Annotated in this window: 24 protein-coding genes, 1 pseudogene and 1 riboswitch; of the genes and pseudogenes, 19 read left to right on the top strand and 6 right to left on the bottom strand. The window is 61.1% G+C overall.

Features of this window, described 5'->3' with window-relative positions; translation table 11 throughout:
* Positions 1 to 116 precede the first annotated feature (116 nt).
* The 9 genes from M3O22_02380 to zapE all read left to right on the top strand — a co-directional run bounded on the left by M3O22_02380 (position 117) and on the right by zapE (position 6,834).
* The gene (locus M3O22_02380; protein MDP9195606.1) at positions 117 to 392 is read left to right on the top strand and encodes a hypothetical protein; all 276 of its coding nucleotides are present in this window, start codon (positions 117 to 119) and stop codon (positions 390 to 392) included.
* 569 nt (positions 393 to 961) lie between these two features.
* On the top strand, positions 962 to 1,633 hold the full coding sequence (tsaB, locus tag M3O22_02375) for a tRNA (adenosine(37)-N6)-threonylcarbamoyltransferase complex dimerization subunit type 1 TsaB (GenBank protein ID MDP9195605.1): 672 nt from the start codon (positions 962 to 964) through the stop codon (positions 1,631 to 1,633).
* Entirely contained in the window at positions 1,630 to 2,154 is a 525-nt protein-coding gene (gene rimI, locus M3O22_02370; protein MDP9195604.1) for a ribosomal protein S18-alanine N-acetyltransferase, read from the top strand. The genes tsaB and rimI overlap by 4 nt, the downstream gene beginning before the upstream one ends.
* Positions 2,075 to 2,728, top strand: a complete 654-nt coding sequence (locus tag M3O22_02365; protein MDP9195603.1) for a hypothetical protein — start codon at positions 2,075 to 2,077, stop codon at positions 2,726 to 2,728. Before rimI ends, M3O22_02365 begins: the two co-directional genes overlap by 80 nt.
* Positions 2,729 to 2,868: 140 nt before the next feature.
* Positions 2,869 to 3,069 carry a 50S ribosomal protein L35 gene (gene rpmI / locus M3O22_02360; protein ID MDP9195602.1) on the top strand — a complete coding sequence of 67 codons (201 nt, stop codon included), beginning with the start codon at positions 2,869 to 2,871 and terminating at the stop codon, positions 3,067 to 3,069.
* A 20-nt stretch (positions 3,070 to 3,089) separates the two neighbouring features.
* Entirely contained in the window at positions 3,090 to 3,455 is a 366-nt protein-coding gene (gene rplT, locus M3O22_02355) for a 50S ribosomal protein L20 (protein ID MDP9195601.1), read from the top strand.
* Positions 3,456 to 3,485: 30 nt separating this feature from the next.
* A complete protein-coding gene (locus M3O22_02350; GenBank protein MDP9195600.1) occupies positions 3,486 to 4,511 on the top strand; it encodes an NAD(P)/FAD-dependent oxidoreductase in 1,026 nt (341 codons plus the stop codon).
* Positions 4,511 to 5,734, top strand: coding sequence for a class I SAM-dependent methyltransferase (locus M3O22_02345; protein ID MDP9195599.1), 1,224 nt, complete (start codon positions 4,511 to 4,513; stop codon positions 5,732 to 5,734). Before M3O22_02350 ends, M3O22_02345 begins: the two co-directional genes overlap by 1 nt.
* Positions 5,731 to 6,834 (top strand): cell division protein ZapE, encoded by a 1,104-nt coding sequence (gene zapE, locus M3O22_02340; protein ID MDP9195598.1) that lies wholly within the window; start codon positions 5,731 to 5,733, stop codon positions 6,832 to 6,834. The genes M3O22_02345 and zapE overlap by 4 nt, the downstream gene beginning before the upstream one ends.
* Here the strand turns inward: zapE and M3O22_02335 are convergent, their stop codons facing one another.
* Positions 6,835 to 8,481 carry an alpha-amylase family protein gene (locus M3O22_02335; protein MDP9195597.1) on the bottom strand — a complete coding sequence of 549 codons (1,647 nt, stop codon included), beginning with the start codon at positions 8,479 to 8,481 and terminating at the stop codon, positions 6,835 to 6,837. It lies immediately after the preceding gene.
* Positions 8,482 to 8,676: 195 nt separating this feature from the next.
* Here M3O22_02335 and M3O22_02330 point away from each other — a divergent pair.
* From M3O22_02330 to trmD, 4 genes and pseudogenes are all read left to right on the top strand, one after another.
* A pseudogene (locus tag M3O22_02330) lies at positions 8,677 to 9,739 on the top strand (alpha-amylase family glycosyl hydrolase).
* Between the two features lie 144 nt (positions 9,740 to 9,883).
* Complete coding sequence (locus tag M3O22_02325; GenBank protein MDP9195596.1) at positions 9,884 to 10,282, top strand: DUF3459 domain-containing protein; 399 nt, start codon at positions 9,884 to 9,886, stop codon at positions 10,280 to 10,282.
* Positions 10,283 to 10,285: 3 nt separating this feature from the next.
* Positions 10,286 to 12,085: a glycoside hydrolase family 15 protein gene (locus tag M3O22_02320; protein MDP9195595.1), complete on the top strand. Its 1,800-nt coding sequence runs from the start codon at positions 10,286 to 10,288 to the stop codon at positions 12,083 to 12,085.
* Positions 12,085 to 12,798, top strand: a complete 714-nt coding sequence (gene trmD, locus M3O22_02315) for a tRNA (guanosine(37)-N1)-methyltransferase TrmD (protein ID MDP9195594.1) — start codon at positions 12,085 to 12,087, stop codon at positions 12,796 to 12,798. Before M3O22_02320 ends, trmD begins: the two co-directional genes overlap by 1 nt.
* A gap of 8 nt (positions 12,799 to 12,806) precedes the next feature.
* On the opposite strand, the gene M3O22_02310 is transcribed toward trmD, so the two are convergent.
* From M3O22_02310 to idi, 3 genes are all read right to left on the bottom strand, one after another.
* Positions 12,807 to 13,115: a hypothetical protein gene (locus M3O22_02310; GenBank protein ID MDP9195593.1), complete on the bottom strand. Its 309-nt coding sequence runs from the start codon at positions 13,113 to 13,115 to the stop codon at positions 12,807 to 12,809.
* A 294-nt stretch (positions 13,116 to 13,409) separates the two neighbouring features.
* Complete coding sequence (locus M3O22_02305) at positions 13,410 to 14,438, bottom strand: hypothetical protein (protein ID MDP9195592.1); 1,029 nt, start codon at positions 14,436 to 14,438, stop codon at positions 13,410 to 13,412.
* 9 nt (positions 14,439 to 14,447) lie between these two features.
* Positions 14,448 to 14,990, bottom strand: coding sequence for an isopentenyl-diphosphate Delta-isomerase (gene idi, locus M3O22_02300; GenBank protein ID MDP9195591.1), 543 nt, complete (start codon positions 14,988 to 14,990; stop codon positions 14,448 to 14,450).
* A gap of 80 nt (positions 14,991 to 15,070) precedes the next feature.
* Here idi and M3O22_02295 point away from each other — a divergent pair, with 80 nt between their 5' ends.
* Complete coding sequence (locus M3O22_02295) at positions 15,071 to 15,910, top strand: C40 family peptidase (GenBank protein MDP9195590.1); 840 nt, start codon at positions 15,071 to 15,073, stop codon at positions 15,908 to 15,910.
* On the opposite strand, the gene pepN is transcribed toward M3O22_02295, so the two are convergent.
* Positions 15,911 to 18,625, bottom strand: a complete 2,715-nt coding sequence (gene pepN, locus M3O22_02290; protein MDP9195589.1) for an aminopeptidase N — start codon at positions 18,623 to 18,625, stop codon at positions 15,911 to 15,913.
* Positions 18,626 to 18,715: 90 nt separating this feature from the next.
* Positions 18,716 to 19,972 carry a hypothetical protein gene (locus M3O22_02285; GenBank protein MDP9195588.1) on the bottom strand — a complete coding sequence of 419 codons (1,257 nt, stop codon included), beginning with the start codon at positions 19,970 to 19,972 and terminating at the stop codon, positions 18,716 to 18,718.
* A gap of 127 nt (positions 19,973 to 20,099) precedes the next feature.
* Positions 20,100 to 20,251: riboswitch (FMN riboswitch) on the top strand.
* Between the two features lie 118 nt (positions 20,252 to 20,369).
* Between M3O22_02285 and M3O22_02280 the strand changes: the two genes are divergently transcribed.
* The 5 genes from M3O22_02280 to der all read left to right on the top strand — a co-directional run.
* Complete coding sequence (locus tag M3O22_02280; protein ID MDP9195587.1) at positions 20,370 to 20,840, top strand: hypothetical protein; 471 nt, start codon at positions 20,370 to 20,372, stop codon at positions 20,838 to 20,840.
* Positions 20,841 to 20,912: 72 nt separating this feature from the next.
* Positions 20,913 to 21,380, top strand: coding sequence for a hypothetical protein (locus M3O22_02275; protein MDP9195586.1), 468 nt, complete (start codon positions 20,913 to 20,915; stop codon positions 21,378 to 21,380).
* Positions 21,381 to 21,460: 80 nt separating this feature from the next.
* The gene (locus M3O22_02270; protein ID MDP9195585.1) at positions 21,461 to 22,111 is read left to right on the top strand and encodes a tetratricopeptide repeat protein; all 651 of its coding nucleotides are present in this window, start codon (positions 21,461 to 21,463) and stop codon (positions 22,109 to 22,111) included.
* Complete coding sequence (locus M3O22_02265; protein ID MDP9195584.1) at positions 22,108 to 23,586, top strand: PQQ-like beta-propeller repeat protein; 1,479 nt, start codon at positions 22,108 to 22,110, stop codon at positions 23,584 to 23,586. The genes M3O22_02270 and M3O22_02265 overlap by 4 nt, the downstream gene beginning before the upstream one ends.
* A gap of 18 nt (positions 23,587 to 23,604) precedes the next feature.
* Positions 23,605 to 24,814: ribosome biogenesis GTPase Der (gene der / locus M3O22_02260; protein ID MDP9195583.1), on the top strand; the 1,210-nt coding region annotated here is incomplete at its 3' end.

Raw genomic sequence — 24,814 nt, 5'->3', positions numbered from 1 at the left:
ATTTATACCTTATGGTTTTGCGGGAGATGGCTGTCAACTGGAAATTGAATTCCTGTCCCGGGAAAGCTGCTATAGAGACAGCTCCCTGTTGAAGAGGTGGACCTGTGAATTTGCAGATGATTGACCCGGGATCTGTCGACAGATCTGTTTGCCGGATATTTGACACATATGCCGAAGAGGGTTTCCTGGCCCTGCAGAAACGTGAAGGCCGCCCCCTCGAAACCATTCCCAGCCACGTGTGCCTGAAATTCCGCAGCAGGGACTCCTGGCTGGACCATATCCGGCTGGCGTCTGGTTCCGGACCTGTGTCCCTGACGCCTTTCAAAGGACTGGAAATCGCCTGGATCCGCCTGGGCAATCCACTGCGGAAAGAGTCCCTGGTCATCCACTGACTGGAACTCGTCGAGCCGGGAGAAGATCCGCACCCCTTTGATGGCGTTACCGGTCTTGTTTTCCGGGTTCCGGAATTGCCCGGGCCCGTCAGGATACCTTCCGCCGACGGCCTGATGATGTTCAGATACCAGCCGCAGAATGTGGTGCCGGATATTCCGAAACCGGTATCCAGCTGAAAATCCCCGGATTACAGATCACACCTGGCGGCCAGAGAAGGCATTTCTCTCCCTGGTGCGGACCTGTCTTCTGAAATTTTCACAAGCATATCCTGTCCCTGAATATATCTGCCGGCTGCTTCCACAAATCCGCGAAAATGGGGTTCATGACTTTCCAGGGGAGCGAAAACATGGTCCGGTACCTCTGCTGCTCTTTCTGCAAGATGATTCACATATGCATCAGCGGACCTTACATCAGCATAATCAACTGGTTCAGTCGGCTTGACAGTGACAAGCCTGCACTTGGCCGCGTTAAAAATTTCCCGCTGTTCTTCTGTAAGCATCCGGATTCTCCCTGGATATGAAATTGCAGACACATGTTGTTATATTACTGCCGTGATGAAAGTAAAAATATGAAGATTCTTGCCTTTGATGTGACCCTGTCCGCCTGTTCCGTGGCCGTGATGAATGGCGACAGTGGGGTGGCACAGACCCTGAAAGAGGGCCACAGCCAGGCCCGGGACCTGGTACCCCTGGTCCAGCAGGTCATGGAAAAAGCGGGAGTGGCATACCCGGATCTGAATGCCGTCGGCGTGACTACCGGACCGGGAAGTTTTACGGGCGTACGCCTTGGCCTGTCCGCCGCACGTGGATTCGGCCTGGCGCTGGGCATCCCGGTCATCGGCATCAGCACTTTTGACGCCATCGCCGCCAGCGTGCCGGACAGTGTGCGCCACGGACGACCGTTGCTGGTGGTCATCGACTCGCGCCGCAGCGATGTGTTTGTACAGATGTACGGCACGGACGGGCAGCCGCAGGGACAGCCTCTGGTCCTGGGGGAAAGTACGGCTCAGACCCTCCTGGACCACCCCCTGTTTCTGGCCGGCGACGGTGCGGTGCGGGCAAAAGAGCTGTTGCCGGGTCACCACACAGAAATCCTGGAAAACATCACAGCGCCCGACCCCGCAGCCATCGCCCGTCTGGCAGCACAGCGTCTCCCCGCCGCAAAGGACTGGCCACCCGTGCCCCTGTACATGCGCGGGGCAGATGTGACTGTCGGCAACACACGCCAGGTGGTGGAATGATCGGGATAACCCCGGCCGACAGCCATTCCGGACCGGTGATTGCAGAAATCATGCGCCAGTCCCTGGGGCCGGATGCCTGGACGGAAAAAGACGTGACAGAGATGCTGACCCAGCCGGGAGTTCTGGGCTGGCTGGCTGAAGAGGCAGGCTTTATCCTGGTGCGGATCACGGAACCCGAGGCCGAGATCCTGTCCATCGGGGTTACTCCATCCTGCCAGCGTCGCGGCCTGGGAAAAACTCTTCTGGGTCATGCCCTGACAGCCTGCCGGAACAAACATGTGGAAGCCCTGTTTCTGGAAGTGGCGGTGGACAACGCTCCGGCCTTGGTCTTTTACAGGGCCGCCGGATTCCGGAAGACAGGCCTGCGCAGGGCCTACTATCCCCGGAAAGAGGGCCCAGCCGTCGATGCGCTGACCATGAGGATTGACGCGGAGGATTTCTGTGGGAAACCGGAACGGGATTGTCCAGACAATACTGGTCGCAGGCAGAGTCAGGGCAGGCATCAACCTGAAGACCGGTGATGTTTCCCTGACAGGATCTTCCGCAGCCCTTGCCGCCATCGAAGCCGCCCTGAATGAATATGGCCTGGATATCCGGCTGCCGGAATGGACATGGGAAAAGGAGTTTGACGCGATTACTGCCGCAGTCACAGCCCACATGAAGGGCAGGGGGGTATGGGCACGCCGGCACCCGCAGGAAACACTGGTCATAGGATATACAAAGGTCAGGGCGGCCGTGAGCATTCTTGCTGAAGCCGGCATTATGCAGACTGTTTCCCGGAATCCGGAAAATCCGGTTTTCAGGGTCACAGCGCCCGCCGTCCTGTGCATTCCGACAAAGGACGGCATCCAGTTCCAGGGACCGGTCCGTTCCCTGGCCGTCATACGGCGCGTCATGAAAGAAGAAAACATCGTGGTGCCGGGACAACAGGGGTATTCGGAAACTGTTGAGATTTTCCCCTGTGAAATGGCGACCAGGCTTGTCCGCGCCCTGAGAATCTGGAGGATCGTGACCCGGAAAACAATGACTGCGGCAGACATGCCTCCCGTCCCCGGAAACCTGCGGGGTGCTGTTTTTCCCGGGCTGACCGCATAGGGCGCACCCCGGCCTGTTCTGTCTGCCGTATATCGAATACCTTGCACCCCCGCGTGTGAATCGCTATAAGGGTCCCCTTTTCCGGATGGCGAGGCGTGAGGCATGCCCAACGGTCCGGCAATCCCGAACAGGAGTACAAAATGCCCAAGATGAAAACCCACAGCGGCGCGAAAAAGCGCTTCAAGGTCACGGCCAGCGGCAAGGTCAAGGCCGGCGGTCCCCACAAGCGGCACCGCCTGATCAGCAAACCCCAGAAAATGAAGCGGCAGGCCCGCGGCACTTTCGTCCTGTTCGACACGGACGGTAAAAACATCCGCGACTATTTCCTGCCGAACAGCTGATATACGGGGAGAACTGAACCATGGCACGTGTAAAACGGGGCGTCACAGCGCACGCCCGTCACAAGAAAATCCTGAAGCTGGCCAAAGGCTATCGCGGCCGGGGCAGCACCAACTACCGCATCGCCCTGCAGAAGGTCGAAAAGGCCCTGCGCTATGCCTATCGCGACCGGCGCGTCAAGAAGCGCAACTTCCGCAGCCTGTGGATCCAGCGTATCAACGCCGGCGTCCGCCTGCATGGCATGACCTATTCCAGGTTCATGTGCGGCATGAAGCGCGCGGGCATCGACCTGGACCGCAAGGTTCTGGCCGCCATCGCCTATGATGATCCTGCTGCCTTCAGGGCGCTGGTCGACCAGGCGCAGAAGGCGCTGGACAAGGCGGCCTGACCTTATTCTCCGTTACAGGGGAAGCATGCGGTGTCTGAAGTGACGCATATCACAGATGCAGCCATCATCGGCGCGGGTCCTGTGGGCCTGTTCGCCATCTTTGAATGCGGCATGCTGCGCATGAAATGCCACGTCATTGACGCCTTGGATCACCAGGGTGGCCAGTGCACGGCCCTGTACCCGGAAAAGCCCATTTATGACATTCCCGCCTGGCCGGTGATCGAGGCTGCGGCCCTCATCGACCGCCTGCAGGAACAGGCCGCGCCGTTCCAGCCCGTGTATCACATGGGCCAGCAGGTGGTATCCCTGAAATCCCATGGCGATCGCTGGCTGCTGGAGACGTCCGCCGGAACCCGCATCGACGCCCGGGTAGTGATTATCGCTGCCGGAGCCGGCGCTTTTGGTCCCAACCGTCCTCCGCTGGATGGGCTGGAGCAGTACGAGGGAAAATCCATTTTCTACATGGTCCGCCGCAAGCAGGATTTCGCCGGAAAGCGGGTCGTGATCGCCGGTGGTGGCGACTCGGCCGTGGACTGGGCGCTGGCCCTGTGCGACGTGGCCAGCCATGTCATGGTGGTGCACCGCCGGGCCAAATTCCGCGCGGCGCCGGAAAGCGTGGCGCGGCTGGAAGAACTGGCCACCCTGGGCCGGATCGAACTGGTGACGCCGTACCAGCTGGCGGGACTGGAAGGCCACAGCGGCCAGCTGACCGGCGTTGTGGTGGAAACGCTGGAAGGCGAGCGCAAGACCTTGGCAGCCGATGTGCTGCTGCCGTTCTTTGGCTTGGCTATGGACCTGGGGCCCATCGCGGACTGGGGCCTGCACATGGAACGCAGCCACATTCACGTGAACCCGCAGACTCAGGCCACCAGCGCGCCGGGAATTTTCGCTATCGGCGACATCGCCACATATCCCGGCAAGCTGAAGCTGATCCTGTCGGGCTTTCACGAGGCCGCCATGGCCTGTCACGCCGCCCACGCCCTGGTTCATCCGGGCGAAGCGCTGCACTTTGAGTATTCCACGACCAAAGGCGTGCCGGGCGCACAGTCCGCCTGATGGACACTGCCGTTCTAAAAGACCAGTACGAGGATCTGCCCTATCCGGAACGCGATCCGCAGGACGAGAAAAAACGCCTGATCACCGGCAGTCCCGGCGATCTGGACGAGATCATCCATTACATTTTCGCCGGCCACTGGCCCAGGGGAAAGCCCCTGCGGATCCTGATAGCCGGGGGCGGCACCGGGGACGGCCTGATCATGCTGGCCCAGCAGGCCGACGATGCGGGAATCGACGCCCGAATCACGTATGTGGATTTGTCCTCGACCTCCCGTCGCATTGCGGAAGAGCGTGCACGGATCCGCGGCCTGACCTCCATCACTTTCCTCACCGGATCCTTTCTGGACCTGAAAGAGATCGAGGGTCCGTTTGATTACATCGACAGCTGCGGCGTGCTGCACCATCTGCCCGATCCCGCAGCGGCGCTGGGTATTTTAAGAAAGAAACTCGCACCCGGCGGCGGCATGGGTCTGATGGTGTACGGCGCATACGGCCGCACCGGTCTGTATTCGCTGCAGAAAACCCTGCGGACCCTCACCGCCGGCCTGTCGCGGCAGGACAGCGTGGCGCTGGCCAGGCGGGTGGTGGAGAGTCTTCCGGCCACAAACTGGTTCCGGCGCAATCCGTTCCTCGGGGATCATCTGCGCTCTGACGCCGGTCTATACGACCTGCTGCTGCACAGCCGGGACCGGGCCTTTACAGTGCCGGAGTTTCTGGATCTGGTCCGGTCCGCCGGTCTGGCCGTATCCTCCTTCATCGAGCCGGCCCGCTATGACCCGGCCACATGGGTCCGGGACCTCAATCTGCAAGCGCTGTCCCCGGAAGAGCGGGCTGCTGTGGCTGAAACCCTCAGCGGCAACATGGCCAAACACATCGCCTATCTGGTGCCGCAGGAACGGGCCGGAACAGCCGCAGCCACCCTGGACAATCCCGATCTGGCTCCTGTCCCCAAACGCATAAACCCGGCCCAGGTAGCAGCAGGCCTGAAACCCGGCGCGGGCCTGACTGTAGAACTGGGAGGCAACAAAACTACCCTGCCCCTGCCCCCGCTGGCGGCCGCCATTCTGGGCCGGATCGACGGAAAACGGTCGTGGAATGATATCCACAGCCAGATGGAAAAAGAAGGAATCCGGGTGGCCATGGACGCCTTCTGGTCCCAGGCCCGGGAGCTGTATGAAAAGCTGAACGGCGTCAACATGCTGCTGTTGCGGAAGGCGTCATGACCAGCGTCCTGGACCTCTGGCAACAGCGTGTGGACAGCGGCCAGCTGAAACCCGACCCGCACCAGAAACAGGCGGCGGAAAAGCTGGACCAGCTGGCCCGGGCGATGGAAGGATATACCCTGCTAAAGCCGGCCTCGTGGCTTTCACGGCTGTGTCTTTGGACAAAAAAACAGCCTGTGCCCCGCGGCCTGTATATCCATGGCGAGCCGGGACGGGGCAAGTCCATGCTCATGGACCTGTTTTTTGGCGCAGCTGCTGTCCGGAAAAAACGCCGCGTCCATTTCCACGCATTCATGCTGGAGGTGCACCGCCGCCTGCACGAAAAGCGCATCGCCATGCGCGGGGATGCCCTGCCGCTTCTGGCGCGTGAAATTGCGGACGAGGCCTGGCTGCTGTGTTTTGATGAATTCCATGTGGTGGACATCGCGGACGCCATGATCCTGGGCCGGCTGTTCACGGCCCTGCTGGACCTGGGCGTTGTGGTCGTGGCCACGTCTAACTGGCCACCGGATGATCTGTACAAGGACGGCCTTCAGCGGGCCCTGTTCCTGCCCTTCATCGCCCTGGTCAAGGCCCGCATGGACGTTCTGGCGCTGGACGGGCCGGTGGACTGGCGTCTGGACCGCCTGCGCGGCCATCCGGTGTACTTCTCCCCGCTGGGGGAAGCTTCGCACCAGGCGCTGGCCCGGGTGTTTTCCGGGCTGACGGACAATGCCACATCGGCCCCGGAAACCCTGAATGTACATGGCCGGACGCTGGAGGTCCCCCGCGCGGCCGCCCATATCGCCTGGTTTACGTTTGCCCAGCTGTGCCAGCAGCCGCTGGGCGCGGCGGATTACCTGGCGCTGGCGGGGCATTACTCCGCCATCCTGATCGAGGGGGTACCGCGCCTGAACGACGACCTGCGCAACGAGGCCAAACGCTTCATGACCCTGATCGACGCCCTGTACGAGCACCGCACCCGGGTCATCATCAGCGCAGAAGCCCCGCCGGGAGAACTGTACCCGCAGGGTCGCCATGCCTTTGAATTCCAGCGCACCACCAGCCGCCTGACCGAAATGCAGGCCGCTGACTATCTGGCATCACGGCATATGGGGTGATCAGGCTCCTGCAGCCGGTTTTATCGCAACAGACTCTTCAACAAGGGGCGGTACAAGGGCCAGAACAGGTACAGGCCTTCCATTACACATGACCTCGTGCCCCCTGGATCTGTAGTATGTTGCAATTTTCCGGGCTACAGTCGGCTCAAACTCGCCCAGCAGGTGCAGGGTTCCGAAACTGGCCTGGCGATCAGGGGAGGTCTTGCTGGCCAGCAGGCTGTCGATCAGGGCTGTATAATCCTCGGCGTCCAGGCTAGGTTGCGCCTGTCCTTCAGTATTGGCGAATACAATTTCCGGATCGCCCCTATACCCGGCTTCCGGCCGGAAAATATGCAGATAGTTGTCGGGCCACAGGGAATTAAAAGCTATTTCCTGCCATGTGTATGATCTGTCCTGGTACAACTGGCCGTGCACAATATTCATGGCTTGGATGAAGCTGAATGTTTTTTCATCTTCGGAAGACGTGACAACCGGCTGTGTATTAAACCATTCATACTGCCTTGAGAGAATATGTTCGTGATGGGCGGTCATCATGAGCCCGGGGCGGGAGAGCATCAGCAGACTGATAAAAAACCTGTGGTTATTGCCGAGCTCCGTTGTTTCGCTGATATGCCTCCTCAGCCAGTGTCGCAGGGAATGCCGGTTTTCAGCCTCATGCGGCGCTGCCAGACAGGTCATTTCGGTAAACTCGTCCATGGTGTCGTGGGTCCCGACAACTCCGATCTGTCTGGAACCCAGAACCCGGGAATGGACCAGCGCCCAGAAAACATGCTGGTTGTTTCCAGCCAGCTGTGCTTTCAGGGTTTCCGGATAAATATGGCCACAGTCTGCCGTAATGCCCCACAGGCCGCTGTTCAGGGCATACACTGTGGCCCTGTCTTCAAGATCCGTGAAGGCATCAACAAGATATCTGTGCTTCTTCGGGCTTTCTCCCAAAGCCTCCATCAGGACCAGGATTTTTGAGCCCTTTTCCCCGCCAAGAATTTCAGCCATGAACGGAGCAATCCGGCGTACAAAATCCTCCGGGAGAACCGCCGCCGCGTCCACGCGCAGGGCCCGGAACCCCAGCTTCGCAATCCATTTCAGCCACGGGATATAGAAATACTCGACAAGGATTTCCATCCGCTCCGGCTCATCAATCCGGGCCTGGCGCACATCCAGCCACTGGCCTGAAATGCTTCCCTTGCGTTTCTGCCGGTAATCATCAAACAGGGTTTCCGGATTAACCCGGCCACTGTCCGCCGCCCTGGCCAGTTCTCCGAAGATGGGGTCGTCAAACAGTTCCTTTCGTCGTACAGGATCAAATATCCTTGCCCCGTATCCGATATGGTTCATGGCGATGTCGTAAACGGGCTCCATGCCCAGGGAGCGACACCTGTCGACCATTTTCCTGATCAGCATTTCTGTCTCTTCGTAACTGACGTTCCGGCCCCCGGTATAGACCGGGTTAAGGTCGGCCGCCTCAATGGCATAGGGGCATTTTTCGGGTTTGTGTTTTGCCGGTGATTTTTTATCCGTGGGTCTGGTAAAGGGCGTGAAATGGACATGAGTGTACCCCTGTCTCGCCACTTCCTCCAGTTTTTCCATAACCGCCTCAAGGACGGTCTGGCCCGGTTTCAGATTGCCCCGGATGTTTTCCAGGGCCATACAGTAGATCCTTGGACTCCCCGCGCTGGCGGGGCTGGTGCGTCCGGTCACGGTATGTCTCCGCGAAAGTTGGGAAAAAAGCCTGATTTCCTGAATTTACAATGAAAATAAACTATCTTCAAGAAAGAGGGGTGCGCGCCGCATCAGGAAAGGCTATTTTCAGGCTTTTCCTTCATCTTCTTCAGGATTTTTGCCATGAACCCTCCCTGGTACCGGGGCCTGTCCATCTACCAGATCTATCCCCGCAGCTTTTCCGACTCGAATGGTGACGGAGTTGGAGACCTGAAGGGCATCACCGCGCGGCTGGAGCATATACGGGATCTGGGCTTTGATGCCGTCTGGATCTCGCCCTTTTTCACGTCCCCGATGAAGGATTTCGGGTACGACATCGCGAACTATACGGATGTGGATCCCCTGTTTGGCACTCTGGCGGACTTTGACGCCTTGGCAAAAGAAGCGGACCGGCTGGGCCTGAAGATCCTGCTGGATATGGTCTGGGCCCACACATCGGACCAGCATCCCTGGTTCCGGGACAGCGCCTCGGGCCGCGCAGCGGCAAAGGCTGACTGGTATGTCTGGGGTGACCCGAAACCGGATGGCACAGTACCAAACAACTGGATGTCCATTTTCGGGGGCAGCGGCTGGACCTGGTCCAGCAAGCGCCGCCAGTATTATTTCCACAACTTCCTGACATCCCAGCCCCAGCTGAACCTGTGGAACCCTGCTGTGCTGGAGGCCGTGCTGGGCAAAGCGGGGAGTCTCGGGCTTTCGGGTCGATGCTGTGCCGCACTTCCTGTACGACCGCCAGCTGCGGGACAATCCGCCGGCGAAGGTGGCAAAGGGCGATGCCCAGACCGCACTGGCCAATCCGCGGGCTTTTCAGGACAACATTCACAACCAGAACCTGCCCGAAACTTTTGGCCTGGTGGAGAGCATCCGGAAGCATTTCGGAAAGCACGATCGCGAAATCCTGCTGCTGGGCGAGGTCATCAGCGGCGAGGACACCTACGCCCTGGGGGCCGAATACACACAGGGAAACAGCCGGTTCCAGACAGTCTATACGGGTGAGCTGCTGTTCGATTTTGATATCCGGGCCGAAAAGCTGAAACGCTCGGTCCAGCAGGTGGAAGCCCACTACGCGCCCGGAGCCCTGTGCTGGGCCGTGGGAAACCACGACGTGCCCCGCCTGTTCACCCGCATGCAGGGGTGCTGGCCGCAGGATCCAGAGGCCTTCTGGCGCACCTTCACGGCCTGGTTTTTCTGCCTGAACGGCCTGCTGTGCTGGTACCAGGGGGACGAACTGGGCCTGCCCGAAGCCGAACTGTCCTTCGAGGAACTCCAGGACCCTTACGGCAAGGCCCTGTGGCCGGAATACAAGGGCCGGGACGGTTGCCGCACCCCCATGCCATGGACGGCAGAAGGTCCGTCAGCAGGATTCTCGACCTCCGACAGGCCGTGGCTGCCCGTCCGGCCTGAACACCGGACCCTGAATGCGGCTGTCCAGGAAAAGGACCCGGAGTCCTGTCTGAATTTCGTCCGGAATCTTCTGAAACTGCGTCAGGCCCACCCTGCCCTGAAACAGGGAACATGTGAACTGATCCCCACAGACAACGACATTGTGGCTTTCCGCAGAACTCTGGACGGAGAAACTCTCCTGTGTGTTTTCAGCTTCAGCCGGGACAGGACGCTGGACATGCCGGTGTCGGGATCCCTCACCCCCCTCCTGTCCCGGGGATGCATCCTGGAAAAAGACCGGATCCGGCTGGATCCGCTGGGATTTTCCATCCTGGAGGTTACATAACTGATGGCCCTGCGGATCGAGGATTATGCCCTGATCGGGGACTGTGAGAGTGCGGCGCTGGTGGGCCGCAACGGGTCCATCGACTGGCTGTGCTGGCCGCGGTTTGATTCCCCGGCCTGTATGGCGGCGCTTCTGGGCGGTCCGGACAACGGCCACTGGAAAATCGCGCCGGCAGATGCCACAGCCGCCGTCACGCGCCAGTACCTGAAAGACACCCTGATCCTGGAGACCCGGTTCCGCACTGCAGAGGGTGAAGTGGCCCTGATCGACTTCATGCCCCAGCGCGGCCAGAATATCGATCTGGTCCGCATCGTCAGGGGCATCAGCGGCAAGGTACCCATGCGCATGGATATCGTCCTGCGCTTTGACTATGGCCTGACGGTGCCATGGGTTTCCCGGCGCTCCAGCGGTGACCTGACTGCTGTAGCCGGTCCGCATCGCATCACCCTCAGCACCCCGGTGGCCATCAACAGCGAAGACTATTCCAGCTATAGCGAATTTGTGGTCTCCGCAGGCCAGGAGATCCCCTTTGTCCTGACCCACTCCCCGTCCCACCTGCCCGTTCCCGCAGCGGATGATCCGCTCCAGGCCCTTGTGGAAACAGAAGCCTTCTGGATGGAGTGGAGCAGCCGGTGCAAGGCCACAGGCCCCTGGGCGGAAACCATCAGGCGTTCCCTGCTGATCCTGAAGGCCCTGACCTATCGCCCCACAGGATCCATCGTGGCGGCGCCTACCACGTCCCTGCCCGAATGGATCGGCGGCGCCCGCAACTGGGACTATCGCTATTGCTGGCTGCGGGACAGCGCGTTCCTGCTGCTGGCGTTCATGGACAGCGGCTATCTGGAGGAGGCCCACGCCTGGCGCGACTGGCTGATCCGCGCCGTGGCCGGATCCCCGCGCCAGATGCAGATCATGTACGGCCTGGGCGGTGAGCGTTTCCTGCCCGAACAGGAAATCAGATGGCTTCCCGGCTATGAGAATTCACGACCCGTGCGCATCGGCAACGGCGCCGCATCCCAGCGCCAGCTGGACGTGTACGGCGAGGTGGCCGACGTGCTGTTCCTGGCCCACCGATACGGGGTCGAGCGCATCGGCAAGGACTGGTCCCTGCTGTGCAACCTTCTGGACCATCTGGCCGAGATCTGGCGCGAACCGGACGAGGGAATCTGGGAAGTACGCCAGGGCCGGTCCCACTTCACCCATTCGAAGGTCATGTCCTGGGTCGCCTTTGACCGCGGCGTGCGCCTGGTGGAGGAATTCGGGTTCGAGGGCCCGGTGGACACATGGCGGGCCATCCGGCAGGAAATCCATGACGAGGTCTGCATGCGGGCCTGGAACCCGGACAGGAACAGCTTTGTGCAGGCGTACGGATCGGACCAGCTGGATGCCAGCGTGCTGCTGATGCCCGCCGTGGGTTTTATTGCGGCCACGGACCCGCGCATGGTCAGTACGGTGAAGGCCATTGAGGACAACCTTATGGAGGACGGTCTGGTCATGCGCTATCGGCCCGACCAGGTGGACGAGGCCCTGTGGCCGAAGGAGGGTACTTTCCTGATCTGCAGTTTCTGGCTGTGTGATGTGCTGATCCTGCAGGGTCGTACCCAGGACGCACGGCGGCTGTTTGAAAAGCTGCTGGGCCTGTGCAACGATCTGGGTCTGCTGTCCGAGGAGTATGACCCGGAATCTGGACGGATGCTGGGCAACTTTCCCCAGGCCTACAGCCACATCGGCATCCTGACCACGGCCCTGAACCTGTCGCGGGCCATGGGACCCACAGAACAGCGTGCGGGAGACGGATCCTGATGTCCTGGCGCGCCACCATCCTCACCCTGTTTCCGGAGATGTTTCCGGGCTTTCTGGGTCACAGCCTGGCCGGAAAAGCGCTGGAAAAAGGCCTTTGGGCGCTGGATGCGATCCAGATCCGTGACTTTGCCGCCAACAGGCACGGTACTGTGGATGATACTCCCTTCGGCGGCGGGGCCGGCATGGTCATGCGCCCGGACGTGATCGAGGCGGCGGTGCGGTCGGTGAGGGACACGCGTCCCCTGCTCTACCTCACGCCCCGGGGGAAAGTCCTGGACCAGGCCATGGTGCGGGACTTTGCCGCCGGACCCGGCGTCACCATCCTGTGCGGCCGGTACGAAGGGGTGGACGAGCGGGTTCTGGAAGCCTGCAACATTCACGAAATCAGCCTGGGGGACTTTGTCCTGTCAGGGGGAGAACCGGCGGCACTGGTCCTGCTGGATGCCTGCGTGCGCCTGCTTGCGGGAGTCATGGGCAACACGGAAACTGCGGGCGAGGAAAGCTTCGAGACCGGCCTTCTGGAATACCCCCACTATACCCGCCCGGCAGAATGGACAGACGCCGCCGGTGTTGTGCGCACCGTGCCGGATGTTCTGGTCTCCGGCCACCACGAAAAGGTCCGCCGCTGGCGCCAGGAACAGGCCGAAAAAACCACCCGCGAACGCAGGCCGGACTTGTGGGAAGCGTTTGTCAGAAAACGGTCAGAAAGCTGATGATCTGGTCACGCAACGGGCACTGCAGGCTTAGCCGCCAGGATCTCTGCTATAGCCCCCGCGACGCGCGCCTTGAATTCGCCGCCCTTCACTACAGCGCATGAGATATCCTGGAAGCCTCGAGCCAGCTCCAGAATAAAAACAGCAGACCGGGCATCCAGAATTTCATACCCGGCCTTTTCCATACTCCGGCAAAAAATGTCTTCGGATATGCGACTATCTGCCGCAGCCACGACATCCCTGAACCAGTATGCATGATCAGAAAAAACCACGCGGCGGGCAATATCAAAATCTCCGACAAAGGAGAACACCATCATGGCATAAAGCGAGGACAGTCTTTCGTTTTGGCTGCAGATCCTGTGAACCTTCGTACCTGATGGCTACAGCCGCCCTGAAAGCAGCCCGTTTGCCATTTTCCCCAAGCTGATTCAGAACAAAGGCGGCCAGACATTCTTCTGCTTCTGTGTTGTGCGGTCTTGTGCGCAGCACCTCGATGGCTTCTTTTACAGCATCAGGCAATAACATCACAGGCTCCCTGTTAATGTCCCCGACCAGTATATGCCGGATATATGAAACTGTTTCTTTTCTGAAAAACAGAAGAGCACCTATCCCTAAATCATCCGCATCCAGGCCTTCCGGACGACTTCCGGAAGATCAGCGCCCGGATGGGCGGGGAGAACGAATACAGCACCCGCGCCATCACCGCGGACAGCACCCGCGCCGCAGATCTTGGCTGCGCCGCCGGCCTGTTCGATCAGGGCAATGATCCGGGCTACGGCGTCCGGGACCACGCCGATGGCACATAACATGCGGTGGTTTTCCCGGACGGCGGCTACCAGCGCCGGCCAGTCCTTGCGCTCCAGCGCCTGCTCCACCTGCTGCTCTGTCTGTGTGAACGAGGCCCAGAGAGCATGGCCGGAAGGAAACCGGGCGGCCACGCTGCTCACCGCCTCGCCCGTGCTGGTCACGGACTTGCCGCTGTACCACAGTTGCCACCCCTCCGGCAGGGCCAGGGAGTCCAGAACTGTAACGTGCCCGGCCTGGAAGCGCTGAAGCCCGCCGTACAGGGCCGCGGCGATGTCAGTGCCGCTGGATCGGCCGTGCTGGAGGGCCTCGATGGTCCGTCCCTGCTGCCACAGGTCGCTTTTCGGGGTGTCCAGACGGAAGGCGCTGTCGATGGCTTTCAGGGCCGCCACAATGGTGGCCGCCGAGGATCCCAGGCCCGCTCGCACAGGCACGGTGCTGGTCAGGTGCAGGCTCCACCCGCCCCGGGGCGCCAGGCTGACCGCCGCCGCCAGCGCCAGTTCGGCTGGCTCGGACAGAACGGATGTAACGGGCAGCATGCCGGATGCAAAAAGCCTGTGCCGGTCCCGGGCGGCCTGGACGCGGCCCAGAGCTTCGGACCACGACAGGCGCAGTTCCGTATCCAGATCCGGTAAAACCAGATGAATATCTGTGGTGTGGGGCAGTGGTGTCAGCTCGGCCCGCGTCTCAAAAGGCAGGGAGGCCACCAGAGCCGGGCAGCCGTGCACCACCGCGTGCTCGCCGCTGACGATCAGCTTGGCAAAGCTGACGGCCCGGGCCGGCGCCAGAACCGTGTGGGAAGAAACCGGCTGTGTTGCAGTCTCAAGACGACTCATGGCCTGTCCTCAGGATGCAGTGACAGGGCCGTTGTCCCGGACCCAGGCCTGCATCCGGGGCAGGATCAGGGCAAACCAGGGCGTATACAGGCCGGGGCTGTGGGTCATATCGTCCAGAATGTCTGCCACGGTGCGGAAAGCATGGTCACCCACTTCGGCCAGGTCAGGATTGACGGGGCCATCATGGAGGCCCACGAACACATGGTCGTATTCGTGCTCGGTCAGGCCGTTTTCCAGGGGAAGCCTGTAGGAAAGCTCGAACGCCGGGCGCAGGGGAACGGAGAATCCCATTTCTTCCTGCAGGCGGCGGCGGGCCGCAGCCTCCACCGCCTCGCCGGGCCGGGGATGGCCACAGCAGGTGTTGCTCCACAGGCCGGCGCAGTGATATTTCCCGGCGGCCCGCCTCTGCAGCAGCAGGCGACCGCGGGAATCCATGATGAACACGCTGAACGCCCGGTGCAGCAGGCCCTGGCGGTGGGTCTCCATCTTCTCCATGGTGCCGGTCTGTTCGTCCCGGTCATTCACCAGAATCATGGTTTCCGTGGCGGGCATGATTGCTCCGGTCTTTTATCTGCGCACGCGCTGGTATACCCTTCCGGAAGCTCAAAGTAAAATTCCTCCGGGATCCGCCCATGACCCTTGACCCCCGCATGTATCCGTATCGGCCTGACTTGGCCGCCCGCTGGCTGGAGGGCACGCTCAGGGCCGACCGATATGCCGATGGCGCCCTGTTTGTAGTCAGCGCGGACATGACGCCCATGACCCTGGTTCCGGACCGGGATGCACCCCTCACCTCCCAGCTTCTGTATGGCGAGCTGTTCATGGTCTACGAACAGCGGAAAGACGGACTGGCCTGGGGCCAGAGCCAGACCGAAGGACATGTGGGGTATGTTCCGCTGGCCAGTCTTGCCTCCGCCGGACCTGCGCCCACCCACTGGGTCAGCGCCTTGCGCACGCAGGTTTTCCCCAAACCGGACCTGAAGACGCAGCCGACCGGCGCCCTCAGCCTCATGGCCCGGGTCTGCACCGGACAACAGAGCGGAAAATGGACAGAAGTTCCCGGGCGCGGCTGGATATACACCGCGCACCTGTCCCCCCTCACCCGGACCCTGCCGGACTTTGTGGCCACAGCCCGCACGTTCCTCGGCACACCCTATCTGTGGGGCGGGCGCAGCAGTCTGGGGCTGGACTGCTCGGGCCTCGTCCAGATGTCCCTGGCGGCGGCAGGCATCCTGTGCCCCCGCGACAGCGACCAGCAGGCCGCAGCCGTCGGAAAGCCCGTGCCGGATCCCCGGAACCTGCAGACCGGCGATATTGTGTTCTTCCCAGGCCACGTAGGCATCATGGGAAGCGCGACAACCCTGATCCACGCCAATGCCTTCCATATGGCGGTGGCTGAGGAACCCCTGGCGGACGTGGTCGCCCGCGGTGCGACGGTGGCGGGGGTGCGGCGAGTGAAAAGCCAGCTCTGATCAGGCCCCCAGGCTCTTCTCCACCACTTCGAACAGTTCGGTGGAGAGGGTGCCGGTGGATTTCAGGCGTTCCAGGCGCGATTTCATCAGGCCGCGGCGCACGGGTTCATGGCGGGCCCAGGTGGAAAAGGCACTTTTGCACAGGTTTGCGGCGATCTTCGGATTGAGTTTGTCCAGCTGCAGGATCGTGTCCGCCAGCAGGTCATAACCCTCGCCGCCCGTATCATGGAACCGCACCGGATTGCCGGCAAACGCGCCCAGCAGCGCCCGCACCTTGTTGGGGTTTTTCATGGTGAAGGCCGGGTGGTCCCTCAGCGCCTTCACCCGCGCCAGCGTGTCAGCACGCTGTGACAGCGCCTGGACGCTGAGCCACTTGTCCATGACCAGCGGTTCATTCAGCCACCGCTTCTCGAACGTCGCCAGCGCGCGGTCGCATTCCGGCCCTTCTGTGTCAGCCAGCACGCGCAGCGCCGCCATGGAATCGGTCATGGTGCGGGCCGTGTCAAACTGGGCCACCGCGAGAGATAAAACCTCCGCATCCGGTGCGGCCATCAGAGTGTCCAGACACAGGTTTTTCAACGCCCGCCGACCGGCTGCCGCGCCGCCGATCTCGCCTGTTTCCGAGCTGTGCAGTTCCCTGTACCGCTCCAGAAACAGGGGCCGCAGCTGCGTGGCCAGTTCGCGGTGTACAAACTCACGGGCTGCATGGATAGCGTCCACGTGGACCACCGGCATCTCCTGCGCGATGTCGCCTTCGGGCGGCAGTGCCAGCGCGTGAGAGGCGAAATCGGGATCCAGGGTTTTGTCGGACAGGATCTTGCGGAAGGCATTGAGGAATATCTCCGGTACGTTCAAACTGTCATTCCCGCGAAAGCGGGAATCCAGTTTCTTTGCTGAACCAGTCTGGATCCCCGTCTGCGCGGGGATGACAGAAATGAGCCCCTTCAGCACATTCATCGCCAGTGTCTGTCCGGCGTTCCAGCGGTTGAACAGATCGCTGTCGCTGGCCATCAGGAAGGCCAGCTCGTCGTCCGTCAGATCCATTTTCAGGATCACGGGCGCGGACAAATTCCGCAGCAGCGAGGGAACCGGTTTTGCTGCCACCTTTTCAAAGACGATCGTTTCTTCAACTGTCACAAGAGGGCACACGGTGGTGATTGTCTTCAGGTCATGCTCGCCCACATGCAGGGGAATATCCTTCCCGTCCGGGCCCACCAGGCCGATGGCCACCGGGATAATGACAGGTTCTTTCACCGGCTGTCCCGGCGTGGGTGGGCATGACTGGCGCAGGGTCAGGGCGTATGTGCGGGCCTGTGCGTCATACACGCCCGAGGCCTCGATCACCGGCGTTCCCGCCTGGCTGTACCACAGCAGGAACTGGTCCTTGTTGATAGCTCTGTCATTCGCATCCGTCATCGCCGCCACAAAATCGTCGCACGTCACCGCCTGGCCGTCGTGGCGTTTGAAGTACAGATCCATGCCCTTGCGGAAGCCCTCGCGGCCTACCAGGGTCTCGATCATGCGAATAACCTCGGCACCTTTTTCGTACACCGTCATGGTGTAGAAATTCTCGATGGCCATATAGCTGTCGGGACGGATGGGGTGCGCCATGGGGCCCGCGTCTTCCCGGAACTGCATGGAGCGCAGGCGCTTGATGTCGAAGATGCGCATGACGGCGCGCGAGTTCATGTCGCAGGAGAATTCCTGCTCGCGGTACACGGTCAGGCCCTCTTTCAGGGTCAGCTGGAACCAGTCGCGGCATGTGATGCGATCGCCCGTCCAGTTGTGGAAATACTCGTGGCCCACCACGGCCTCTATGTAGATATAATCCGCATCCGTGGCTGTGTCGGGGCGCGCCAGGATGGCCTTGCTGTTGAAGATGTTCAAGCCCTTGTTCTCCATGGCACCGGCGTTGAAATCGTCCACCGCCACGATCATGAACAGGTCCAGATCGTACTCCAGCCCGAAGGTTTTCTCATCCCAGGCCATGGATTTTTTGAGCGATTCCAGGGCGTGGTGGCATTTGTCCCTGTTGCCTGGTTCGCTGTAGATGCGCAGGGTTACCTTGCGTTTTGAGACAATGGTGAACGTGTCTTCCAGCACGTCGAACGCGCCGGCCACCAGAGCGAACAGATAGCAGGGTTTCGGGAACGGATCCTCCCACTTCGCCCAGTGGCGGCCGTTGGCGGCCTCACCCTGCGCCACCGGATTGCCGTTGGACAGCAGCAGGGGGAAATTCGCCTTGTCCGCCTCGATAGTCGTCGTATAGCGCGCCATCACATCGGGCCGGTCGATGAAGTACGTGATGCGCCGGAATCCTTCCGCTTCGCATTGAGTGACGAAGCGCCCGCGGGACATGTAGAGGCCTTCCAGCGCCGTGTTCTTTTCCGGATGGATGCGTACGCGGGTTTTTAATGTGAACGTATCAGCCGGCGGTTTCTGTAGCGTGAGGCTTCTGTCGTCAACAGCGTAATCGCCTTTGTTCAGCGCCGTGCCGTTGATGGCAATGTCCAGAAGCTCCAGCTGTTCCCCGTCCAGCACCAGGGGAAGATTCTCCGTGGCCCGGGCCGGATTGCGCCGGACCTGCAGCGCGGCCTCCACCAGCGTTTCCCCCTCACGCAGGTCAAAACGCAGCTCCACCGCCTCCACCAGCCACGCGGGCGGGGTATAGTCACGGCGGTGAATGGTTTTCGGTGCGGCGGCGGGAATGGTCATGGGGGAATCCTGTCAGAAGATGCAGGCTGTCATTATACCCTGACATCCTCTGACAAGAACCCGGATTTTTCAGAAAGAAGCCGGGCCCTGTCAGGGCTTGAACTGGTCCGTCGCCATGGCCTTTTCCACGGGCTGTTTCAGGTCAAGGGCAGACTTCCAGGCACCGGTGAACACCTTTTGAAGATTTTCCGGAAGACCCTTCCATTCCACCTTTCTGCCTTCCTGAAAAGCTGTGAAAATTATGGCACGCTCTTCCGCCGTTCCCTGTTTGACAATCTGGTCACAGAACCCGAGAGCCCATTTGCGGGCAGTGTCCAGCCAGTCTGTCTGCTGGCCTGTGAGGGGAGGCTTTCGAGGATCCGGGAGGGCTTCCAGCCTTGCCTTGATATCTTTCAGGGCCTCTTTTTGCGGGTCCGCCACCCCACCACCAAAAAGATCCATCAACCTCCGGCAGGCGTCTGCAACAAACTCCGAGGGATTCCCGGTATCACTCAGCGCCGTCTGGAGCTCATCCAGGTTCTGCAGACCCCTGACTCCCTGCGCCTCTACGGCTTTTGCAATGTTTCGTCTGGCAATATCCAGAGTGTATCTGGTCTCCAGCGGCCCGGTGATGGTGTCCTGCAGCATGGTTTTCAGTTTGCCCGCATGTTCGGGAATTTCCGCAGGGATTCCCAGAAGCAGGCTCCTCTGCAGGCCGGGATCAGCCGAGCGGGCATAAGCTATGAAATTTCTGGCCCTTTTATCTGTTTCAGCCAGCCACTGCCGGTCATCTTCTGATATTTTCTGTCCGGAATCCAGGTGGTTCCGCAGGGACTCAAGCCGTTGTTCCATCTGCGGGGGCAGGTCCACCAGACTGAACAGGGCCTGATACATGTCGATCCGTTTTGAGGGATCATCTTTCGCATTGTTCAGGACAGGCTCCATCCAGTCAAAGCCCGTGGCGACAAAGGCGATGCCGGTGATCAGGGACTGCCCCTTTCGCCCATGCCCTGCGGCCTGGCTCTGGTTCAGAACACCTTCCAGGTATTCTTCAGCGGCCCGGAAGCGGCCTCTCTCAAGACCATATTTATCCAGAAGATGGCTGAAGACACACCCCACCAGCAGGTTCCTGTACATCCTTGCAGGCGGGGGCGGAGGGCTTTTGGGCCACGCTGCAATTTCGTATTCTCCTTCAGAAAAATCAATGCCTTTCGGGACAGCTTTCGGCACCGCCATTTCCGGGATCTCTCTCCCGATTGTTTCAAGCCATGCCAGTCCTTTCCACAGCTCCCCGGAATTCATGGGAAATTCTCCGGTCATCAGGGCCCGCATGAGCACGGGAGGCATGGTCCTTGCATTGAATGTCATGGAAAAATCTCCGGGAAAAATGAACACTTTCACAAAACCGTAGAGTGAAAAGATCAAAAAACAGTTAATGAAAGTTGCCGGTTTGACAGGGCCGGATCTCCCGGCCTATGCTTTGATCCATAACGATGCCTGTTCTCAGGGCAGGGTGAAAGTCCCTACCGGCGGTATCTTCCTGAAAAGGAGGGAGCCCGCGAGCGCCCCGGACCGCAAGGTGTGGGGGTCAGCAGACCTGGTGAGATGCCAGGGCCGACGGTACAGTCCGGATGGAAGAGAGCGCATCGACGACGATAGCTGCGCGCATTCTGGCGCGTACAGGCTGTTGTCGTTTGCACCTGTGGCTTTGCCGCAGGTGTATGCTCATGCCCTGATTCAGGCTCACTTTTGAGGAGTGAGAAAAATGGGTCAGGATGTTCTGGCTGATAACCCCGTTTCTGTCCACAGGAGTGTCCTGCAGACAATGGGCAACAGGACAGAAGTAGTATTGGTGTCCTTTACGGGGCTGACCGGCGGACAGAACCATGTGGCAGTGGTCCTCGGAAAAGCTCTGGAGCAGCAGGCACCGGCAGTCTGTCTTCATTCATCCTGCATGACAGTGGACGAGGCCATCACGCTTTTTTCCGGGACAGACAGCATCCTGCTGTATCCCGGCTTTCCGGATGGCTGTGATTATACTGACGCTGTCCTCATGCTGGCTGCACTGGGAATCAGCCGGATTCGCCTGACGACAGGCGATCCGCAGGAGGCCGGGACCCGGACAGGTCAGAGTCCTGTTGTTACACAGACTGTTTATCATCTTGATGGGCTTTTTCCTGCAGAAAATTCCAGGAAACCGGACGAGACATTCAGGGACCAGAGACTGGAAGCGTGAACCCACTGGATTGCCCGTCCTTTACTTTCATGCCAGCGGACGCGGGAAGAAAAACATGAGAGGAGAACACACATGTCCCAGGATTACCGGGTTGCAACCCTCACTGTTTCCCCGGCCGCGTCCGGAGAACTTCTGAAAGCCGGAGCACGGGAAGAGTCCCCTGCTGAACCCTGGCAGGCTGCTTTAACAATTATCCACGCCTGTGGAGATTTTCTGGAAGAGTCCCCTGCTGAACCCTGGCAGGCTGCTTTCCGGGCTTTCCTTCAGACAGATCCACGCCGGCAGATTGTCGTCTGCCGTGCCGGTAAAAATGTGCAGATCCATTTTGAATATACAATGTCCAGACAGCGACTTGCTCCCCGGGTTCACGGGCAGGCGTGGGAGGGCGCATCCAGTGCTGTCAGGCCACTGATCGGCCAGCTTTCGAAAATCAGGTATTATGAGGCTGAGGAATCCTGCATCTCTCAGCAGGATGGCCATCCCATAACACGCTACAGGATCGAGGATGGACGCATGGTGACTGTTCGTCTCTCGCCGTAGACCCAGGATACTGCCGCCGTGCTGGCATTGCCGGACGCAACCGGTTATAACAGCCGGGTCATAGCGGGGAGAGGCAGGCCATGTCCGAGCTGTTGCGCGAGATCGAGGAAGAAATCCGGCGGGAGCGCCTTCTGGCGGTCTGGAAAAAATACCACACGCTGATCATCGGCACAGTCCTTGCTGTTGTCGTAGGCACCGCTGGTGTTGCAGGCTGGCACGAATGGCGGGATTCCCGCAACAGCCGGGCCACGGCGGAGCTGTCCGCCCTGGTGCTGCAGGCCCCGGCCGATCCCGCACAGTCTGCACAGGCCCTGGCTTCTTTTGCACAGAATGCCCCCGCCAGCCAGGCCATGCTGGCCCGCCTGCACGAAGCCGGCGCACTGGCCAAAGCCGGAAAAACGACCGAAGCCATACAGATCTGGGACACCGTCTCCGCCGACAGATCCGTGGATGCCCCGTGGCGGGATCTGGCCACCCTGCTGTCCGTCATGCACCAGGCCGACAGCGGCGATCCTGTCGCGCTGCTGAAGCGTCTGGAACCCCTGACCGGCGCGGACAGTTCCTGGCGTTTTTCGGCGCGGGAATGGGCCGCTGTCCTGAAAGCCCGCAGCGGCAACAGGGCGGAGGCAGCGCAGATGCTGCACGCCCTGGCGTCTGACCCGCAGACCCCGGCCAGCCTGCGGGAGCGGGCCACTGATCTGGCCCTGGCTTACGAAGGAGCCGCCCCATGAAACAGCACGCCCCCTCCATACCCCCGACTGCGGCGGCCGTCTGCTGCGTCGATGCGGTCCTCGAATCCTCATGTACGTCCGTGCACACTCCGGTCCTGCGGTCCTCGTTCCTGGCATTCGTCTCGCCGCAGCGGGTTCCGAAGGGGGTCTATTGTCTCCTGCCCCTTGTCCTGACCGTGCTGACCCTTTCCCTGGGTGCCTGCAGCACGGTCGATGACTGGATGGGCAAGGCCGAGGATCCTCCCCTGCCCGGCCAGCGTATCGCGGTCATGAAGGCCGAAAATACCCTGCACCCGGACGAGGAAGCCGCACAGGTCCCCATTACCGTTCCCGAGGCCGTAACAAACGAGGACTGGGCCCAGTCCGGCGGCAAACCCGACCACGTCATGGGCAATCTGGCCCTGTCCGACAATCCCCGCCAGGTCTGGTCTTCCGGCGCAGGATCGGGCAGCAGCCGGCGCATCCGCCTGACCACGCCGCCCATCGTGGCCGGCGGTCATGTCTATACCCTGGACACCGAATACCAGGTCACGTCATTCAATGCGTCCACCGGGTCCTCTGTCTGGAAAATGAATGCAGCCCCGGAAGATGACTCCGGCGATGTGACCGGCGGCGGGCTGGCCATGGCCGACAACGCCCTGGTAGTCACCACAGGCTTTGCCGAGGTTCTGGTGCTGGATCCTGGCACCGGCGCCGTCCGGTGGCGCAAGCATGTCTCCGCCCCCCTGCGCGGCGCTCCCACTGTAGCTGACGGCCGCATCCTGGCCATCACCGTGGACAACCAGCTTGTGGCCCTGTCACTGGAGAACGGTACGCCCCTGTGGACCCACACGGGCATTGCCGAAACCGCCGGTATCGTCGGCAATGCCAGCCCCGCCGTGGGGGATGATACGGTTGTTGTGGCCTATTCCTCGGGCGAGTTGTATGCCCTGAATGCCCGGAACGGCCGCGTGGCCTGGACGGAGAGTCTTGCGTCACTGCTGGGTGGAAGTGCGGTGAGCAACATGTCCGATATCCGGGGCCTGCCCGTCATGGACGATGGCCTTGTGCTGGCGGTCAGCCACAACGGGCGCATGGTGGCCATTGACGGGCGCATCGGCGCGCGGGTGTGGGAACAGTCTGTAGGCGGCCTCAACACGCCCTGGGTCGCGGGCGATGTGGTCTATGTCCTTTCCGGCGAGAACCAGCTGGCAGCCCTGAAGCGCCAGGACGGAAAGATCCTGTGGGTCACGGACCTGGGTTTGTGGGAAGATCCGGAAGACAGAAGCGGCAGGATCTCCATGGCCGGCCCTGTCATGGGCGGCGGAGTCCTGTGGGTTACTTCTTCCACCGGAGAGATGCTGGGCATCAATCCGGAGAACGGCGCAAAAATGCGGACGGTCTCCCTCCCCGGCCCGGCCTCCCAGCCGCCGGTCATCGCGGGACAGACCCTGTATGTGCTGACTGATGACGCCACTCTGGCAGCCTATAGATAACAGCAGGATACCGGCCCCATGTCCCTTACCGTCGCTATCGTGGGCCGGCCCAATGTGGGGAAATCGACCCTGTTCAACCGGCTGGCCGGGAAAAAACTGGCGCTGGTGGATGACACGCCGGGCGTGACGCGCGACTGGCGCTTGGCCCCCGCTGTTCTGGCGGGCATGGACCTGACCGTCATTGACACGGCCGGGCTGGAAGACACCATCGACGACAGCCTGGAAGGCCGCATGCGCCGCCAGACAGAACAGGCCATTCGCCGGGCCGATGTGGTTCTGATGGTGGTGGATGCCCGGGGCGGCATCACGCCCCTGGACAGGCAGTTTGCCGTGTGGCTGCGCAAGCAGGGTCTTCCGGTGATCCTGGTGGCCAACAAGTGCGAGGGCAAGGGGACAGAAACCGGCCTTGCGGAAGCGTGGGAGCTGGGCCTGGGTGAGCCCCTTCCCCTGTCCGCCGAACACGGCCAGGGGCTGTCCGATCTGGTGACGGCCCTGGCGCCTCACTGGAAAAAGAAGGAAGAGGCTTCTGAGGAAATCACCGGAAGCGAGGACGAAAAAGGGCCCATCCAGCTGGCCATTGTGGGACGCCCCAATGTGGGAAAATCCACCTTGCTGAACAGCCTGCTGGGCGAGGACCGGGCGCTGACAGGGCCTGAAGCGGGTCTGACGCGCGATCCCGTCACCGCTGATTTTATATGGAAAGAGCGCTCCCTGCGGCTGGTCGATACCGCCGGTCTGCGCCGCAAGGCCCGCATCGATGACCGGCTGGAAAAGATGGCCACGGCGGAGACCCTGCGCATCATCCGCCTGGCGCAGGTAGTGGTCCTGGTGCTGGACGGCAACGCCATCCTGGACAACCAGGATCTGACCATCGCCCGCATGGTGATTGACGAAGGCCGCGCACTGGTCATCGCCGTGAACAAGTGGGACGCCATCGAGGACAAGACCGCCGCCCTGAAACGCCTGAAGGACAGGCTGGAGTCCGCACTGGCCCAGGCCCGGGGCGTGCCGGCCCTCACCATCTCGGCCCTGAAAAACCGCAAGCTGGACAATCTGCTGGACGCGGTGCTGGAGGTGTACGACCTGTGGAACACCCGTATTCCCACAGCGCGCCTGAACCAGTGGCTGCGCGGCGCTGTGGACAGCCATCCGCCCCCGGTGGTTGAGGGCCGGCGCATCCGCCTGCGCTATGCCACCCAGATCAAGTCCCGCCCCCCTACCCTTGCCG

The organism is Pseudomonadota bacterium (assembly GCA_030775045.1).
GTDB lineage: Bacteria > Pseudomonadota > Alphaproteobacteria > JALYJY01 > JALYJY01 > JALYJY01.
Note: the sequence above shows the minus strand (reverse complement) of the source record. Positions and strands in the feature narration are given on the sequence as shown.

Excerpts from the sequence above, each read along its gene's own strand:
- M3O22_02345 (MDP9195599.1), top strand. The coding sequence starts at position 4,511 with ATGGACACTGCCGTTCTAAAAGACCAGTACGAGGATCTGCCCTATCCG.
- pepN (MDP9195589.1), bottom strand. The coding sequence starts at position 18,625 with ATGACCATTCCCGCCGCCGCACCGAAAACCATTCACCGCCGTGACTAT.
- rplT (MDP9195601.1), top strand. The coding sequence starts at position 3,090 with ATGGCACGTGTAAAACGGGGCGTCACAGCGCACGCCCGTCACAAGAAA.
- M3O22_02325 (MDP9195596.1), top strand. The coding sequence starts at position 9,884 with ATGCCATGGACGGCAGAAGGTCCGTCAGCAGGATTCTCGACCTCCGAC.
- rpmI (MDP9195602.1), top strand. The coding sequence starts at position 2,869 with ATGCCCAAGATGAAAACCCACAGCGGCGCGAAAAAGCGCTTCAAGGTC.
- M3O22_02285 (MDP9195588.1), bottom strand. The coding sequence starts at position 19,972 with ATGACATTCAATGCAAGGACCATGCCTCCCGTGCTCATGCGGGCCCTG.
- M3O22_02295 (MDP9195590.1), top strand. The coding sequence starts at position 15,071 with ATGACCCTTGACCCCCGCATGTATCCGTATCGGCCTGACTTGGCCGCC.
- rimI (MDP9195604.1), top strand. The coding sequence starts at position 1,630 with ATGATCGGGATAACCCCGGCCGACAGCCATTCCGGACCGGTGATTGCA.
- tsaB (MDP9195605.1), top strand. The coding sequence starts at position 962 with ATGAAGATTCTTGCCTTTGATGTGACCCTGTCCGCCTGTTCCGTGGCC.
- trmD (MDP9195594.1), top strand. The coding sequence starts at position 12,085 with ATGTCCTGGCGCGCCACCATCCTCACCCTGTTTCCGGAGATGTTTCCG.
- M3O22_02310 (MDP9195593.1), bottom strand. The coding sequence starts at position 13,115 with ATGATGGTGTTCTCCTTTGTCGGAGATTTTGATATTGCCCGCCGCGTG.
- M3O22_02280 (MDP9195587.1), top strand. The coding sequence starts at position 20,370 with ATGGGTCAGGATGTTCTGGCTGATAACCCCGTTTCTGTCCACAGGAGT.
- zapE (MDP9195598.1), top strand. The coding sequence starts at position 5,731 with ATGACCAGCGTCCTGGACCTCTGGCAACAGCGTGTGGACAGCGGCCAG.
- M3O22_02335 (MDP9195597.1), bottom strand. The coding sequence starts at position 8,481 with ATGGCCCTGGAAAACATCCGGGGCAATCTGAAACCGGGCCAGACCGTC.
- idi (MDP9195591.1), bottom strand. The coding sequence starts at position 14,990 with ATGCCCGCCACGGAAACCATGATTCTGGTGAATGACCGGGACGAACAG.
- M3O22_02320 (MDP9195595.1), top strand. The coding sequence starts at position 10,286 with ATGGCCCTGCGGATCGAGGATTATGCCCTGATCGGGGACTGTGAGAGT.
- M3O22_02380 (MDP9195606.1), top strand. The coding sequence starts at position 117 with ATGATTGACCCGGGATCTGTCGACAGATCTGTTTGCCGGATATTTGAC.
- M3O22_02270 (MDP9195585.1), top strand. The coding sequence starts at position 21,461 with ATGTCCGAGCTGTTGCGCGAGATCGAGGAAGAAATCCGGCGGGAGCGC.
- M3O22_02265 (MDP9195584.1), top strand. The coding sequence starts at position 22,108 with ATGAAACAGCACGCCCCCTCCATACCCCCGACTGCGGCGGCCGTCTGC.
- M3O22_02305 (MDP9195592.1), bottom strand. The coding sequence starts at position 14,438 with ATGAGTCGTCTTGAGACTGCAACACAGCCGGTTTCTTCCCACACGGTT.
- M3O22_02275 (MDP9195586.1), top strand. The coding sequence starts at position 20,913 with ATGTCCCAGGATTACCGGGTTGCAACCCTCACTGTTTCCCCGGCCGCG.